This window comes from Burkholderia sp. AW33-5, assembly GCF_053427615.1.
The window spans coordinates 696,344-710,879 of sequence record NZ_JBSAXA010000002.1 but is presented as its reverse complement, the minus strand read 5'-3'; the positions used below and the strand labels follow the sequence as shown (position 1 = coordinate 710,879).

Annotated in this window: 15 protein-coding genes; 10 read left to right on the top strand and 5 right to left on the bottom strand. The window is 67.2% G+C overall.

Going from position 1 to position 14,536, the window contains the following annotated elements:
- Positions 1 to 176: 176 nt before the first annotated feature.
- Positions 177 to 599, top strand: a complete 423-nt coding sequence (locus ACV22V_RS06680) for a hypothetical protein (RefSeq protein ID WP_059691758.1) — start codon at positions 177 to 179, stop codon at positions 597 to 599.
- Positions 600 to 650: 51 nt separating this feature from the next.
- Here ACV22V_RS06680 and ACV22V_RS06675 read toward each other — a convergent pair whose 3' ends face one another.
- Both ACV22V_RS06675 and nodI read right to left on the bottom strand, forming a co-directional pair.
- Complete coding sequence (locus ACV22V_RS06675; protein WP_059524486.1) at positions 651 to 1,484, bottom strand: ABC transporter permease; 834 nt, start codon at positions 1,482 to 1,484, stop codon at positions 651 to 653.
- A 6-nt stretch (positions 1,485 to 1,490) separates the two neighbouring features.
- Positions 1,491 to 2,405, bottom strand: coding sequence for a nodulation factor ABC transporter ATP-binding protein NodI (gene nodI, locus ACV22V_RS06670; RefSeq protein WP_059524484.1), 915 nt, complete (start codon positions 2,403 to 2,405; stop codon positions 1,491 to 1,493).
- 330 nt (positions 2,406 to 2,735) lie between these two features.
- Between nodI and ACV22V_RS06665 the strand changes: the two genes are divergently transcribed.
- Positions 2,736 to 3,233 carry a universal stress protein gene (locus ACV22V_RS06665; protein ID WP_044843612.1) on the top strand — a complete coding sequence of 166 codons (498 nt, stop codon included), beginning with the start codon at positions 2,736 to 2,738 and terminating at the stop codon, positions 3,231 to 3,233.
- 90 nt (positions 3,234 to 3,323) lie between these two features.
- Here ACV22V_RS06665 and ACV22V_RS06660 read toward each other — a convergent pair whose 3' ends face one another.
- Genes ACV22V_RS06660 through lexA form a run of 3 tightly spaced genes read right to left on the bottom strand, consistent with a single transcriptional unit; the run spans position 3,324 to position 5,061 of the window.
- Complete coding sequence (locus tag ACV22V_RS06660; RefSeq protein WP_448013305.1) at positions 3,324 to 4,019, bottom strand: DUF2939 domain-containing protein; 696 nt, start codon at positions 4,017 to 4,019, stop codon at positions 3,324 to 3,326.
- A gap of 29 nt (positions 4,020 to 4,048) precedes the next feature.
- On the bottom strand, positions 4,049 to 4,387 hold the full coding sequence (locus ACV22V_RS06655; protein WP_040144136.1) for a hypothetical protein: 339 nt from the start codon (positions 4,385 to 4,387) through the stop codon (positions 4,049 to 4,051).
- Between the two features lie 26 nt (positions 4,388 to 4,413).
- Complete coding sequence (gene lexA / locus ACV22V_RS06650) at positions 4,414 to 5,061, bottom strand: transcriptional repressor LexA (protein ID WP_006754655.1); 648 nt, start codon at positions 5,059 to 5,061, stop codon at positions 4,414 to 4,416.
- Between the two features lie 264 nt (positions 5,062 to 5,325).
- Here lexA and ACV22V_RS06645 point away from each other — a divergent pair, with 264 nt between their 5' ends.
- From ACV22V_RS06645 to ACV22V_RS06610, 8 genes are all read left to right on the top strand, one after another.
- Positions 5,326 to 6,363 (top strand): sulfate ABC transporter substrate-binding protein, encoded by a 1,038-nt coding sequence (locus tag ACV22V_RS06645; protein WP_448013304.1) that lies wholly within the window; start codon positions 5,326 to 5,328, stop codon positions 6,361 to 6,363.
- 137 nt (positions 6,364 to 6,500) lie between these two features.
- Entirely contained in the window at positions 6,501 to 7,397 is an 897-nt protein-coding gene (gene cysT / locus ACV22V_RS06640) for a sulfate ABC transporter permease subunit CysT (protein ID WP_059524478.1), read from the top strand.
- On the top strand, positions 7,394 to 8,341 hold the full coding sequence (gene cysW / locus ACV22V_RS06635; protein ID WP_448013303.1) for a sulfate ABC transporter permease subunit CysW: 948 nt from the start codon (positions 7,394 to 7,396) through the stop codon (positions 8,339 to 8,341). Before cysT ends, cysW begins: the two co-directional genes overlap by 4 nt.
- Positions 8,342 to 8,354: 13 nt before the next feature.
- Complete coding sequence (locus ACV22V_RS06630) at positions 8,355 to 9,413, top strand: sulfate/molybdate ABC transporter ATP-binding protein (RefSeq protein WP_059524474.1); 1,059 nt, start codon at positions 8,355 to 8,357, stop codon at positions 9,411 to 9,413.
- An 80-nt stretch (positions 9,414 to 9,493) separates the two neighbouring features.
- Complete coding sequence (locus tag ACV22V_RS06625) at positions 9,494 to 10,420, top strand: CysB family HTH-type transcriptional regulator (RefSeq protein ID WP_059524472.1); 927 nt, start codon at positions 9,494 to 9,496, stop codon at positions 10,418 to 10,420.
- Between the two features lie 375 nt (positions 10,421 to 10,795).
- On the top strand, positions 10,796 to 11,746 hold the full coding sequence (locus ACV22V_RS06620; RefSeq protein ID WP_448013302.1) for a substrate-binding domain-containing protein: 951 nt from the start codon (positions 10,796 to 10,798) through the stop codon (positions 11,744 to 11,746).
- 139 nt (positions 11,747 to 11,885) lie between these two features.
- Complete coding sequence (locus tag ACV22V_RS06615) at positions 11,886 to 13,499, top strand: sugar ABC transporter ATP-binding protein (RefSeq protein WP_448013301.1); 1,614 nt, start codon at positions 11,886 to 11,888, stop codon at positions 13,497 to 13,499.
- Entirely contained in the window at positions 13,496 to 14,515 is a 1,020-nt protein-coding gene (locus ACV22V_RS06610; RefSeq protein WP_059524466.1) for an ABC transporter permease, read from the top strand. The genes ACV22V_RS06615 and ACV22V_RS06610 overlap by 4 nt, the downstream gene beginning before the upstream one ends.
- Positions 14,516 to 14,536 lie beyond the last annotated feature (21 nt).

Genomic DNA, 14,536 nt, shown 5'->3' with positions numbered 1-14,536 from the left:
CGGCGCGTGTGCCCGGTCGGCGCGCGGGGCGCGACATGCCCGGCTGCCGGCGACCGGGCCTGTGCGATGGCAGCAGTGCCGCGCGCCGACCGATCCCGCCGCGCGACCGTCGTATTCATCCGGCGCCGCCGCTTCACGCGCGCGGTGCCCTTTACAAGAAGCAAACAGGAAAACGCATGACCCAACCGAAGATTCATCCTCGACTCGAAAAGGCGCTGACGCGCGGCGATCTCGCGATCCGCCAGGCCAATTCCGCGCGGGCGACTGCCGTGCTGAACGCACTCGGCACGATGATCATCGAAGCCTCCGCCACGATCGGCGTCGAGGCCAGCATCGACATTCCGCAGGGCGACCGCATTTACGATCCGGTGAACGGCCTGTGGCCGCAGAAGATGCTGGTGTCGTTCGACGGTCCGGTCGACGAGGCCGACGCGGAAGAGCTGCGCGCGGTCTATCTCGTCGCCGACGATCCGGGTACGCAGTTCCGCGTCGAATGGCATCGCGCGGACGGCAAGCTCGGCCGCCAGGAAGGCGGCCCGCTGGCGACCGTCGCATTCCTGACGGACGTCGAGATTCCGTGGAGCGACGACGACGAGTAACGTCGTCGCCATTTCATCGCAGCATCGCGCGGGCGCCGTGCGCGCCGGCCGTCAGCGCATCATCCGCCGCCGGAACAGCCACGCGGAGACCACGAATCCGCCGACCGCATAGCCGGCAAGCACCGCGAGATGCAGGCCGACGTCCGTCGCCGGCCGGCCGAGCATCGCGGGGCGGATCAGTTCGACCGCGTTCGCGAGCGGCAGCATGTGCGCCGCATGCTGCGCGACCGGCGGCAACTGCGTGATCGGGAAGAACACGCCCGACAGCAGCAGCATCGGCGTCAGCACGAGCGTCTGATAGAACATGAAGAAGTCGTAGGACGGCGCGAGCGCGGTGACGATCATCGCCGTGCTCGCGAACGCGAGGCCGGCGAGTGCGATCACGGGCAGCGCCGCGAGCATCGACGGAAACCGCGCATAGCCGAGCAGGCCCGCGACGAGCATGATCGCGACGCCGGACAGCAGCGCCTTGCTCGCCCCCCAGACAATCTCCCCGAGCACGATGTCGCCCAGCGCGAGCGGCGTGTGCATGATCGCTTCCCAGGTGCGCTGCACGTGCATTCGTGAGAAGCCCGAATACATCGATTCGAAGCTCGCGGACATCATCACGCTCGAACCGACCGTGCCGGCCGCGAGGAACGCGATATACGACACGCCGTCGACGTGGCCGAGCATCAGGCCGAGCCCGAACCCCAGCCCGAACAGGTAGATCATCGGATCGGCGAGATTGCCGAACAGCGAGGCGAGCGCGAGCTTGCGCCACACGAGGTAATTGCGTCGCCACACGGCAATCCAGTTGGTGGCATTTGCGGGCAGCGCGATCGCGAAGCGCGATTCGCGTGGCGGTGCGGACGGCGCGGCGGCGGAATAGTTGCGTACGTCCATGATCGATCAGTCCTGCATTTCGCGGCCCGTGAGCCGCAGGAACACGTCCTCCAGATTGGCCGGACGATGCAGATAACGCAATCCCGTGCGACCCTTGAGTCGCGCACTGAGCGGCTCGGGATCGGTCACGTAGCAGAACAGCGTCTCACCGCTGATCTCGGTGTGTTTCGCGAACGGCGCCAGTTCGTCGCGCAGCGCGATCGGCTCCGGCCCGTAGATCTCGATCACGTCGCAGCCGATCTCCGATTCGATCAGCGCGTGCGGCGCGCCTTCGGCGATCTTGCGGCCTTCCTCGATCACGCACAGCCGGTCGCACAGGCGCTCGGCTTCCTCCATGAAATGCGTGGTGATCAGGATCGTCTTGCCGCGCGCGAGCAGCGACCGCAACCGCTCCCACATCAGGTGCCGCGCCTGCGGATCGAGGCCCGTCGTCGGCTCGTCGAGCACCAGCACGTCGGGATCGTTGACGAGCGCGCGTGCGAGCGTCAGACGGCGCTTCATGCCGCCCGACAATTCGCCGACCTTCGCATCGGCCTTGTTTTCCAGCTTCGCGAATTCGAGCAGCGGTTGCACGAGCGCGCGTGCGGCGTGTGCCGACATGCCGAAATAGCGGCTGAACACGAGCAGGTTCTCGCGGACCGTGAAGTCGGGGTCGAGGTTGTCGAACTGCGGGACGACGCCGACGCGCTGGCGCGCATGGCGCGCGCGTGACGGAACCGGCTCGCCGCAGAGTGAAATGGTGCCGGCGTCGGGATACGCGAGGCCGAGCAGCATCTTCAGCGTGGTGGTCTTGCCGGCGCCGTTCGGCCCGAGCAGGCCATAGCATTCGCCGGCCTGCACGTGGAAGGACAGGTCATTGACGACAAGCTTGTCGCCATAGCGCTTTTCGACGTTCCGGAAATCGATCGGTGCAACGGACATGGGCAGGTTGTCGTTGTAATCAGCGGACGCGGACGCGTTTCGCGGCCGGTCGGTCGGGCACGCCGGCCGGCGAACGGATCGGATGAATGCGTGTCACATGGGCATGACCGAGACGAACGCACGTCGACGGCACGAACGGGCCATTCTAGTGCATCGGCTGCGTCTCTTCAGGGCGGCCCCGCGCGGCACGGTGCATGCGCGCACGGATCGTGCACCGCATCATCGCCGACGCGCCCCGCGTGGCGAATCAGCGTTTTCCATCCCTTGCGTCCGGAATTGCGGCGCACCATGATGAGTACATAGGGTACGTAGTCGCGACAGGGAGGTTTCATGGCTAGCTACAACAAGATTCTGCTGTGCTACGACGGCACGCTCGAAGGACGCAAGGCGTTGCGGTGCGGCGCCAATCTCGCGCTGGACCTGAAGGCGGAAACGCATTTGTTGTCGGTCGTCGACATGCGCTCGAGCATCGCGCAAAGCGCCGGGCTGCTGACCGACGTCGCGTGCGGCCGCTTCGAGGAAACCGCGCGCGAGATCCTGCAGGAAGGCGTGAACTGGCTGCGCGAGCGCGGCGTTCAGGCGGAAGGCCATTTCGCATTCGGCTATCCGATCGACGAAATCGCGAATCTTGCGACAGAATTGAAGGCCGACCTCGTCGTCGTCGGCCATCGGTGCCGTAGCGGGTTGTCGAGATGGTGGATGGGGTCGGGCAACACGCAACTGCTCGATCGCGTGAACTGCAGCATTCTGGTCGCATGTTCGTCGGCGGAAGAGCAAAAGGCCGAGATCGCACGCGAACGCGAAGCGGCCACCGCGAGCGGCAAGTGATGCAATGATCGTGAGACCGGCCGGGTCGTGCTGCGATTCGGGCCGGTCGCGCGCCGTGCCGCTAGCGGCAGCTACGCCGAGTGCGGCCGCTCAGGCGTGCAGGTCGATCGCCGACAGCTTCCACGAGAACAAGCCGAAGCGGTGGAAGATCGCCGCATAGCGCGTGCCGTCGGCGCTGCGCTGGTAGGTCACGACAAATTCATCGATATTCCGGTAGCCGGCGCTCGCTTGCTGCGGATGACCCGCCTCCCCGGAGGCGGGTGCGGGCGCGATGGCGGGCGAAGCTGCGGCCGACGCGGGCGCATTGCTGCTCGGCGCGGGTGCGTTCGACGGATTGACCGGCGGCGCGGCCGGTGCGTTGCCAGGCGCAGCGCCTGACGGCGGGCCCGACCATTCGGGCGGCCGTTCGCCCGGATTGCCGCACGGGGAAATGCCGCTCATCAGCGCCGCTACACCCTCCGGTGTCGCATAGGCATCGACCAGCGGGCCGATCAACGCGGATCCGATCAGCGCGCCAATCACCGCGAACGGATTGTCCTTCTTCACCGCGTCGATCCGGCGCATCAACTCTTCCGTCACCTGCTGCTTCAGGCTGATGCGTAGCGACGGGAAATCGACATATTCGCTGACCGCTTGCGCATCGCGCGCGTCGATCGCCGATTTCAGGCGACCGAGCGCGACGTACGGCGATGCGTACGCGTAACCGATCGCCATCAGGACGGCGACGGCCAGCACGACGATCAGCAATGGCTTGAGCCGCCGCGCGCGGCCCGAAGATCCAGTCACGATGCCTCCGGTGCGGACAGGTTCCGCAATCAGAGACCGCCGTGCGTGGCCGATCGTTCCTCGGCGATGCAGCGATCGATCATCCGGCACACGGCATCGATCGTCCCGACCATGATCAGGCGCGACCGGCCGTGATAGACGCGCACGGGCGCACGGCGCGCCGGCTCCGCGTGATTCAGGCCGGCGTTCAGCGAAACCCGCGCGAACGCGGGAAGCGCTGACGGCAGCAGCGACGCCTGCCGTTCAACTGCGACTTCTTGGCTCACCACGGGCGCCGCGGCGGACAGCGGCGCGCAGGGCGTGCGGCCGCGCAGGTGACGCAGGCGGCCGAATTGACGGAAAGGCAGCAGACGGGAAAGGCGTTCCATGATGTTCTCCTCAGCGAGACCGATTGTCAGAGTTCGCCCGAGCGGATCAGCCCGACGGCGATGCCTTCCAGCGCGAATTCCGCGCTGCCGGCCTTGACGAAGATGTTTTCGTAATCCGGGTTCTCCGCGATCAGCTCGAGGCCGCCGGGCCGGCGCATCAGGCGCTTGACCGTGACGTCGTCGCCGAGGCGCGCGACGATGATCTGGCCGTCCTTCGCTTCCGTGCGCTTCTGCACGGCGAGCAGGTCGCCGTCGAGAATGCCGGCGTCGCGCATCGACAGACCGCGCACCTTCAGCAGGTAATCGGGCTTGCTGGTGAACAGCGCGGGATCGCACGCGTAATGCTGCGAGATGTGCTCCTGCGCGAGGATCGGGCTACCGGCCGCCACGCGGCCGACGAGGGGCAGCGACAGTTGCATCAGGCCGGCGTGCGGCAGCGTGAACTGGTGCGGGGCGTCGTCGATGCCGAGCAGGCGGATGCCGCGTGACGCGCCGGCGGCCAGCTCGATCACACCCTTGCGCGCAAGCGCACGGAGGTGTTCCTCGGCCGCGTTCGGCGAGCTGAAACCCAGCTCTGCCGCAATCTCGGCGCGCGTGGGCGGGAAACCGGAGCGCTCGATCGCGCGGCGGATCAAGTCGAACACTTGCTGCTGACGGGCGGTGAGTTTGGTCATGGCTGAACTGTATGGATAGACAGTGAGCTGTATTTTTATACAGTACTTCGCGAATTTCAAGTGTTACTTGAGGTTCGACGCGATCGCGCCGGTTCCGACGCGATTTCGCGACGCCCGGACGCCGGTTTGTCCGCCGCAACCGTCCGTCCCGTCTGCGTTAGCACTTTTGAGTATTAAAAAATGAGGAACGATTATTTTTAATCATGTAACCCGTTCGCTAGACTGGCTCGACATCGCAAGACCGACAACACTGGAGAACCAAGGATGGCGAAGCGCAATACGGGGCTGGTGGGCGGAGTGGGCCGCCTGATCGCAACACTCGCGCTGGGCGCGGCGGCAGCGCTGGGCGTGGCGACGCACGCCCAGGCCGATACGACGTTCCTGAACGTGTCCTACGACCCGACGCGCGAGCTGTATCAGGACTTCAACCAGGCGTTCGGCAAGGCGTGGAAGGCGAAGACGGGCGAGACGGTCAACTTCAAGCAGTCGCACGGCGGCTCGGGCGCGCAGGCGCGCTCGGTGCTCGACGGCCTGCAGGCCGACGTCGTGACGCTGGCGCTCGCCTACGACATCGACGCGATCGCCAACAAGGGGCTCGTCAACAAGGACTGGCAGAAGCGCCTGCCGGACAACGCATCGCCGTACACGTCGACGATCGTGTTCCTGGTGCGCAAGGGCAACCCGAAAGGGATCAAGGACTGGGACGACTTGACCAAGCCGGGCATCTCGATCGTCACGCCGAACCCGAAGACGTCGGGCGGCGCGCGCTGGAATTATCTGGCCGCATGGGCATACGCCGTTCACAAGCCGGGCGGCAACGAGCAGAGCGCGAAGGAGTTCGTGACGAAGCTCTACAAGAACGCGGGCGTGCTCGACTCGGGCGCGCGCGGCGCGACGACGAGCTTCGTGCAGCGCGGGATCGGCGACGTGCTGATCGCGTGGGAGAACGAGGCGTTCCTGTCGATCAAGGAATTCGGCACGGACAAGTTCGAGATCGTCGTGCCGTCGGCGAGCATCCTGGCCGAACCGCCCGTCGCGGTGGTCGACAAGGTGGTGGACAAGAAGGGCACGCGCAAGCTGGCCGAGGCCTACCTGAATTTCCTGTACAGCCCGCAGGGCCAGGAAATCGCGGCGCGCAACTACTACCGCCCGCGCTCGAAGAACGTGCCGGCGGAGCTGACGAAGCAGTTCCCGAAGCTGAAGCTGTACACGGTCGACGACACGTTCGGCGGCTGGACGAATGCGCAGAAGACGCATTTTGCGGACGGCGGCGTGTTCGACTCGATCTACAAGCCGCAGTAACGCCACGCAGTAACAAACCATAACGACAGCGGCGCGCCACGAGAGCGCGCCGCATCCCCGACGGCCCGCCGGCGCGACTCCCCGCGTCGGCGTTTGCGTCGGACCCATGAGCAGCAACGACCCAGCAAGAGCATCCGATGACGACGTACACCTTTCGCAAGCCGAGCGCGCTGCCCGGTTTCGGCGTGACGCTCGGCATCACGGTGGCCTATTTGAGCCTCGTGGTGCTGATTCCGCTCGCCGCCACGTTCCTGAAGACCGCGACGCTGTCGTGGGACCAGTTCGTCACCGCCGTTGCGTCGCCGCGCGTGCTCGCGTCGTACCGGCTGACGTTCTCCGCCGCGCTCGGCGGCGCATTGATCAACGCCGTGTTCGGCTTTCTCGTCGCGTGGGTGCTGGTGCGCTACACGTTCCCGTTCAAGCGCCTCGTCGACGCGATCGTGGATCTGCCGTTCGCGCTGCCGACGTCGGTCGCCGGCATCTCGCTCGCGGCCGTCTATGCGACCAACGGCTGGGTCGGCCAGTATCTCGCGCCGTTCGGCATCAAGATCGCGTTCACGCCGGTCGGCGTGCTGGTGGCGCTGACCTTCATCGGGCTGCCGTTCGTCGTGCGCACCGTGCAGCCGGTGCTCGAGGATTTCGAGCGCGAGCAGGAAGAGGCCGCCGCATGCCTCGGCGCATCGCGCTGGCTGACGTTCCGCCGCGTCGTGCTGCCGGCCGTGCTGCCGGCGCTGCTCACCGGCTTCGCGCTGGCGTTCGCGCGCGCGCTTGGCGAGTACGGCTCGGTCATCTTCATCGCCGGCAACGTGCCGATGAAATCCGAGATCACGTCGCTGCTGATCATCACGAAGCTCGAGCAGTACGACTATGCGGGCGCGACCGCGCTGGCGGTCGTGATGCTGGTCGTGTCGTTCCTGATGCTGCTGTTGATCAACTCGCTGCAGTGGTATCTGCAGCGCCGCACGAGCAAGGGCGCGAGCGGCCCCGCGCCGGCGACCGTCACCGTTGCCGCAGCAGCAGGAGGCCAGCAATGACCCAGGAGTCCAACGCCGTGCTGAACGGCCCGTCCGTCGCGCGCGTGCGCGCCGCGAAGCAGCCCGACCCCGTCAGCGAGCCGCGCGCCGTGCGCTGGCTGCTGATCGGCGTCTCGCTGACGTTCCTTGCGTTCTTCCTCGTCGTACCGCTCGCCGCGGTGTTCTTCGAGGCGCTGCGCAAGGGCGTCGGCTTCTATCTCGAATCGCTCGCCGATCCCGACGCATGGTCGGCAATCAAGCTGACGTTGACCGTCGCCGTGATCGCGGTGCCGTTGAACCTCGTGTTCGGCGTGTGCGCATCGTGGGCGATCGCGAAGTTCGAATTCCGCGGCAAGGCGTTGCTGACCACGCTGATCGACCTGCCGTTCTCCGTGTCGCCGGTGATCTCGGGCCTCGTCTACGTGCTGCTGTTCGGCGCGCAGGGCTGGCTCGGGCCGTGGCTGCAGAACCACGACGTGCAGATCATCTTCGCGGTGCCGGGCATCGTGCTCGCGACGATCTTCGTCACGTTTCCGTTCGTCGCGCGCGAGCTGATTCCGCTGATGCAGGCGCAGGGCACCGACGAGGAAGAGGCCGCGCGCGTGCTCGGCGCATCGGGCTGGCAGATCTTCCGGCGCGTGACGCTGCCGAACGTGAAGTGGGGCCTGCTGTACGGCGTGATCCTGTGCAATGCGCGTGCGATGGGCGAGTTCGGTGCGGTGTCGGTCGTGTCCGGCCACATCCGCGGCGTGACCGACACGATGCCGCTGCACGTCGAGATCCTGTACAACGAATACAACTTCGCGGCGGCGTTCGCGGTGGCGTCGGTGTTGGCGCTGCTCGCGCTCGTCACGCTCGCGCTGAAGCTGCTCGCCGAACGTCACCTCGCCGCCGAACTGGCCGGCGCACGCGATGACGTTCCCGCTCATGCCGGCCCCGTCGCCGCCATTTCGTCGAAATCGTAAAGAGGCAACCAGAATGGGTATTACCGTCCGTCACCTTCAGAAGCGCTTCGGCGATTTCACCGCGCTCGACGATGTGTCGCTCGACTTTCCGCCGGGCGAGCTCGTCGCGCTGCTCGGGCCGTCGGGCTGCGGCAAGACCACGCTGCTGCGCGTGATCGCGGGCCTCGAGCACGCGGACGCCGGCCAGGTCGTGCTGCAGGGGCTCGACGTCGCGTCGGTCGGCGCGCGCGATCGCCAGGTCGGCTTCGTGTTCCAGCATTACGCGCTGTTCCGCCACATGACCGTGTTCGAGAACGTCGCGTTCGGGCTGCGCGTGAAGCCGCGCCGCGAACGGCCGTCCGAAGCCGTGATCCGCGAGAAGGTGCACGAGCTGCTGAAGCTCGTGCAGCTCGACTGGCTCGCGCAGCGCTACCCGTCCGAGCTGTCGGGCGGCCAGCGCCAGCGGATCGCGCTGGCCCGCGCGCTCGCGGTCGAGCCGAAGGTGCTGCTGCTCGACGAGCCGTTCGGCGCGCTCGACGCGAAGGTGCGCAAGGAACTGCGCGGCTGGTTGCGGCGCCTGCACGACGACCTGCACATCTCGACGATCTTCGTCACGCACGACCAGGAAGAGGCGCTGGAAGTGGCCGACCGGATCGTCGTGCTGAACCGCGGCCACGTGGAGCAGGTCGGCAGCCCGCAGGACGTCTACGATCATCCGCAAAGCGCGTTCGTCTACGAGTTTCTCGGCGCGGCGAACCGGCTGCCCGGCACGGTCGCCGGGCGCGGCTTCGTCGCCGAGGGGGCGGCTGCGCCGATCGCGGTCGACGCCGATTTCGCGGGCCCCGCGAACGCGTACGTGCGACCGCACGACCTGCAGCTGTGGCCGGCCGGCGACGGCCATCGCGACGGCATCGCGGTCGACGTGCGCCGCGTGATCCCGCTCGGCGGCTCGGTGCGCGTCGAGCTCGAGGCCCGCACGGGCGGCGCACTCGAAGCGGAACTCGATCGCGACGCGTGGCGCGCGCTCGCGCTGCAGGTCGGCGACGGCGCGACGGCCGTGCCGCGCGCGGTCCGCGTATTTCCCGCACACTGACGCCCGAGCCCGGTAAAGAGAAGAGGGCGGATACCGCTCCGGATCGACATTCGAACAACGACAGCCCAAGAGGCATACCCATGAATTTTCAGCAATTGCGTTTCGTGCGCGAAGCCGTGCGCCAGAACATGAACCTGACGGAAGTCGCGAACGTGCTGTACACGTCGCAGTCGGGCGTGTCGAAGCAGATCAAGGATCTCGAGGATGAACTGGGCGTGGACATCTTCATCCGGCGCGGCAAGCGGCTCACGGGGCTCACGGAGCCCGGCAAGGCCGTGCACCAGTTGATCGAGCGGATGTTGCTCGACGCGGAAAACCTGCGCCGGGTCGCGCGCCAGTTCGCGGACCAGGACAGCGGCCACCTCGTCGTCGCGACGACGCACACGCAGGCGCGCTACGCGCTGCCGAAGGTGATCCGCCAGTTCACCGACGTGTTCCCGAAGGTGCATCTTGCGCTGCGACAGGGCAGCCCGCAGCAGATCGCGCAGATGATCCTGAACGGCGAAGCCGATCTCGGCATCTCGACCGAGGCGCTCGACCGCTATCCGGACATCGTCACGTTCCCGTGCTACTCGTGGCACCACACGGTCGTCGTGCCGAAGGGGCATCCGCTCGTCGGCCGCGAGAACCTGACGCTCGACGAAATCGCCGAGTACCCGATCATCACGTACGACCAGGACTTCACGGGTCGCTCGCACATCGACCAGGCATTCGCGCAGGCCGGCGCCGTGCCCGACGTCGTGCTGACCGCGATCGACGCGGACGTGATCAAGACCTACGTCGAGCTCGGGATGGGGATCGGCGTCGTCGCGGCGATGGCCTTCGATCCGCAGCGCGACACCGGGCTCGTCGCGCTCGACACGCAGCACCTGTTCGAGGCGAGCACGACGCGCGTCGGGTTGCGCAAGGGCGCGTTCCTGCGCGCGTATGCATACCGGCTGATCGAGATGTTCGCACCGCACCTGAACGAAGCCGAAATCGCCTCGCAACTGCGCGAAGTGGCCTGATCATCGAGCACATGATGTTTCGGGGGCAAGGCAGGCGCCCGCCGGACGACCGCGACGAAGCGGCGCCGCCGCCCCCCGAGTTACGCGCCGCAATCGGAGCGCGCAACCGCGCGCTCCGAATAAACCCTTAAATATTGATCAGACGGGTTGCGCGTCGACCCGAAACGGTACAGCATAGCCTTCACTCCGCCGGCGTCCCCGCCGGCGGTGGCGCGTCGACGACAGCACGCGCCAGGCAGTCGGCCGTCTGCCTCGCTTCCATTCCGTGGTACCGACAAGCAGCATCGATGGCCAATGCCCGGGTAGTGTGGCGCAAACGTTTGCTCACATTAAAACAACAGTCCGGCCCTCTGGGCCAGTCGCCAGGAGATGTGTATGAATGTCCGCTTTCGCCGTCGCTTCCTGACCGCCGCGCTTGCCGCCGTCGCGGTCGTCGCCGCACCGGTCGTCCATGCCCAATCGGCAGGCAAGCCGAAGGTCGCGCTCGTGATGAAGTCGCTCGCCAATGAGTTCTTCCTGACGATGGAAAACGGCGCGAAGGAATACCAGAAGCACAACGCCGGCCAGTTCTACCTGATCACGAACGGGATCAAGGACGAGACCGACACCGCGAACCAGATCCGCATCGTCGAGCAGATGATCGTGTCGAAGGTCGATGCGATCGTGCTCGCGCCCGCCGATTCGAAGGCGCTCGTGCCGGTCGTGAAGAAGGCGGTCGACGCGGGCATCATCGTCGTGAACATCGACAACCGGCTCGATCCCGACGTGCTGAAGTCGAAGAACCTGAACGTGCCGTTCGTCGGCCCCGACAACCGCAAGGGCGCGCGCAAGATCGGCGACTACCTCGCGAAGCGGCTGAAGGCGGGCGACCAGGTCGGCATCATCGAAGGCGTGTCGACGACGACCAATGCGCAGCAGCGCACGGCCGGCTTCCAGGATGCGATGAAGGCGGGCGGAATGAAGGTCGTGTCGGTGCAGTCGGGCGAATGGGAGATCGACAAGGGCAATGCGGTCGCGTCCGCGATGCTGAACGAATACCCGAACCTGCGGGCGCTGCTGTGCGGCAACGACAACATGGCGATCGGCGCCGTGTCGGCCGTGCGGGCAGCGGGCAAGCAGGGCAAGGTGCTCGTGGTCGGCTACGACAACATCAACGCGATCAAGCCGATGCTGAAGGACGGCCGCGTGGTCGCGACCGCCGACCAGTACGCGGCGAAGCAGGCCGTGTTCGGCATCGATACGGCGCTCAAGGCGATCGCCGAGCATCGCAAGCAGGCCGACATGACCGGCGTGGTCGAGACGCCGGTGGATCTCGTGACGAAGTAACGCCACGCCGCCGCGGCCGCCGCGCTCAAGAATCCGGGCCGGCGGCCGTTATCCGGAGTGAGCGCGATCACGGCCACTGCAAGCACTTGTGAGCGTCATACCCGCGCGCCGCGTGCGCGCGGCCGCAACCAGGATCGCGATGGAACCGACCTTCCAACCCTCCCGTTCAGCCGTTCCCGTGCTGTCCGTCTCCGGCGTGGGCAAGACCTACGCCGAACCCGTGCTCGCCGACGTCACGCTGACGCTCGCGCCGGGTGAGGCGCTCGCGCTGACAGGCGAGAACGGCGCAGGAAAGAGCACGCTGTCGAAGATCATCGGCGGGCTCGTCGACCCGACGACCGGCACGATGCAGCTCGGCGGCCAGGCGTATGCGCCGGCGAGCCGCACGCAGGCCGAGGCGCTCGGCGTGCGCATGGTGATGCAGGAGCTGAACCTGCTGCCGACGCTGACGGTCGCCGAAAACCTGTTTCTGAACCGTCTGCCGCGACGCTTCGGCATCATCGATCGCGCGCGGCTGCGCGACGACGCGCGTGCCGCGATGGCGCAGGTCGGGCTCGACGCGGTCGACCCCGATACGCCGGTCGGCGCGCTCGGCATCGGCCACCAGCAGATGGTCGAGATCGCGCGCAACCTGATCGGCGACTGTCGCGTGCTGATCCTCGACGAGCCGACCGCGATGCTGACCGCGCGCGAGGTCGAACTGCTGTTCGAGCAGATCGACCGGCTGAAGGCGCGCGGCGTGGCGATCGTCTACATCTCGCACCGGCTCGAGGAGCTCGCGCGCGTCGCCGAGCGCGTCGCGGTGCTGCGCGACGGCCGGCTCGTGCATGTCGGCGACATGGCCGCGACGACGTCCGACGGGCTCGTCACGCTGATGGTCGGTCGCGAGCTCGGCGAGCACATCGATCTCGGCGTGCGCCATATCGGCGCGCCGCGACTCGTCGTGTCGGGCATGACGCGCGGCACGGCCGTGCAGGACGTGTCGCTCGAAGTGCGCTCGGGCGAGATCTTCGGCATCTCCGGGCTGATCGGCGCGGGGCGCACCGAGCTGCTGCGGCTGATTTACGGCGCGGATACGCCGGACGCCGGGATGATCGCGGTCGGCGATCCGCTGAAACCGGCGCACATCGGCTCGCCCGTCGACGCGGTGAAGCACGGCATCGCACTGATCACCGAGGACCGCAAGGGCGAAGGGCTGCTGCTGTCGCAGTCGGTCACGTCGAACGTCTCGCTCGGCCAGCTCGACCGGCTCGCGCGCGGCGGCGTCGTCGACACGACGCGCGAGACGGCGCTCGCCGAGCGGCAGATCGACGCGTTGCGGATCCGCACGCACGGCGCCGCGCAGGCGGTCGGCGAACTGTCGGGCGGCAACCAGCAGAAGGTCGTGATCGGCCGCTGGCTCGCGCGCGACATGGGCGTGCTGCTGTTCGACGAACCGACCCGCGGGATCGACGTCGGCGCCAAGTTCGAGGTCTACACGCTGATGGGCGCGCTCGCCCGCGAGGGCCGTGCGCTGGTGGTCGTATCGAGCGACCTGCGCGAGCTGATGCTGATCTGCGACCGGATCGGCGTGATGTCGGCCGGCCGCATGACCGCCGTGTTCGAACGCGGCAACTGGACCCAGGATGCGCTGCTGGCCGCGGCGTTCGCCGGCTTCGGCCGCGAAGCGCTGCCGGACGGCGTGCTGCATCCGGATGCGGAAGGCGCGCCGCGCGCGGCTTCCGGCACTTCGACCACAGGACAACGGCAATGACCCAGCCTCCCGTATCCCCGAGCGACGCAGGCGCGCAGCAGACCGTGACGGGGCGCCGCGCGCGCACGCTGTCCGGCACACGGCTCGGCGTATCGAATTATCTCGGGCTCGCCGGCGCGCTCGCCGCGATGATCGCGCTGTTTTCGGCGCTGAGTTCGCATTTCCTGACCTACGATACGTTCAGTACGATCGCGAACCAGATCCCCGATCTCGTCGTGATGTCGGTCGGGATGACCTTCGTGCTGATCATCGCCGGCATCGACCTGTCGGTCGGCTCGGTGCTCGCGCTGGCCGCGTCGATGGTCAGCGTGGCCGCGCTGAAATGGCAGTGGGGGCCGCTGCCGGCCGCGCTGATCGGGATCGCGGTCGCGACCGCGACGGGCTCGCTGACGGGCGCGATCACGGTCGGCTGGCGGATTCCGTCGTTCATCGTGTCGCTCGGCGTGCTCGAGGCCGCGCGCGGCGTCGCATACCAGCTGACGAATTCGCGCACGGCCTACATCGGCGATGCGTTCGATTTCCTGTCGAACCCGATCGCGCTCGGCATCTCGCCGGCGTTCCTGATCGCGGTCGCGGTGATGATCGCGGCACAGTTCGTCCTGACGCGCACCGTATTCGGACGCTATCTCGTCGGGATCGGCACGAACGAAGAGGCGGTACGGCTTGCCGGGGTTAACCCGCGTCCGTATAAAATCGTCGTATTCGCACTGATGGGCGCGCTCGCGGGGCTCGCGTCGCTGTTCCAGATCTCGCGGCTCGAGGCCGCCGATCCGAACGCGGGCGCGGGCGTCGAGCTGCAGGTGATCGCAGCCGTCGTGATCGGCGGCACGAGCCTGATGGGCGGGCGCGGTTCGGTGATCAGCACGTTCTTCGGCGTGTTGATCATCTCCGTGCTGGCCGCGGGGCTGGCGCAGATCGGCGCGAACGAGCCGACCAAACGGATCATCACCGGGGCGGTGATCGTGGTCGCGGTCGTGCTCGACACGTATCGCAGCCGGCGCGCGCGCGCCCGGTAGAACTACTACACGGAAAGCAGA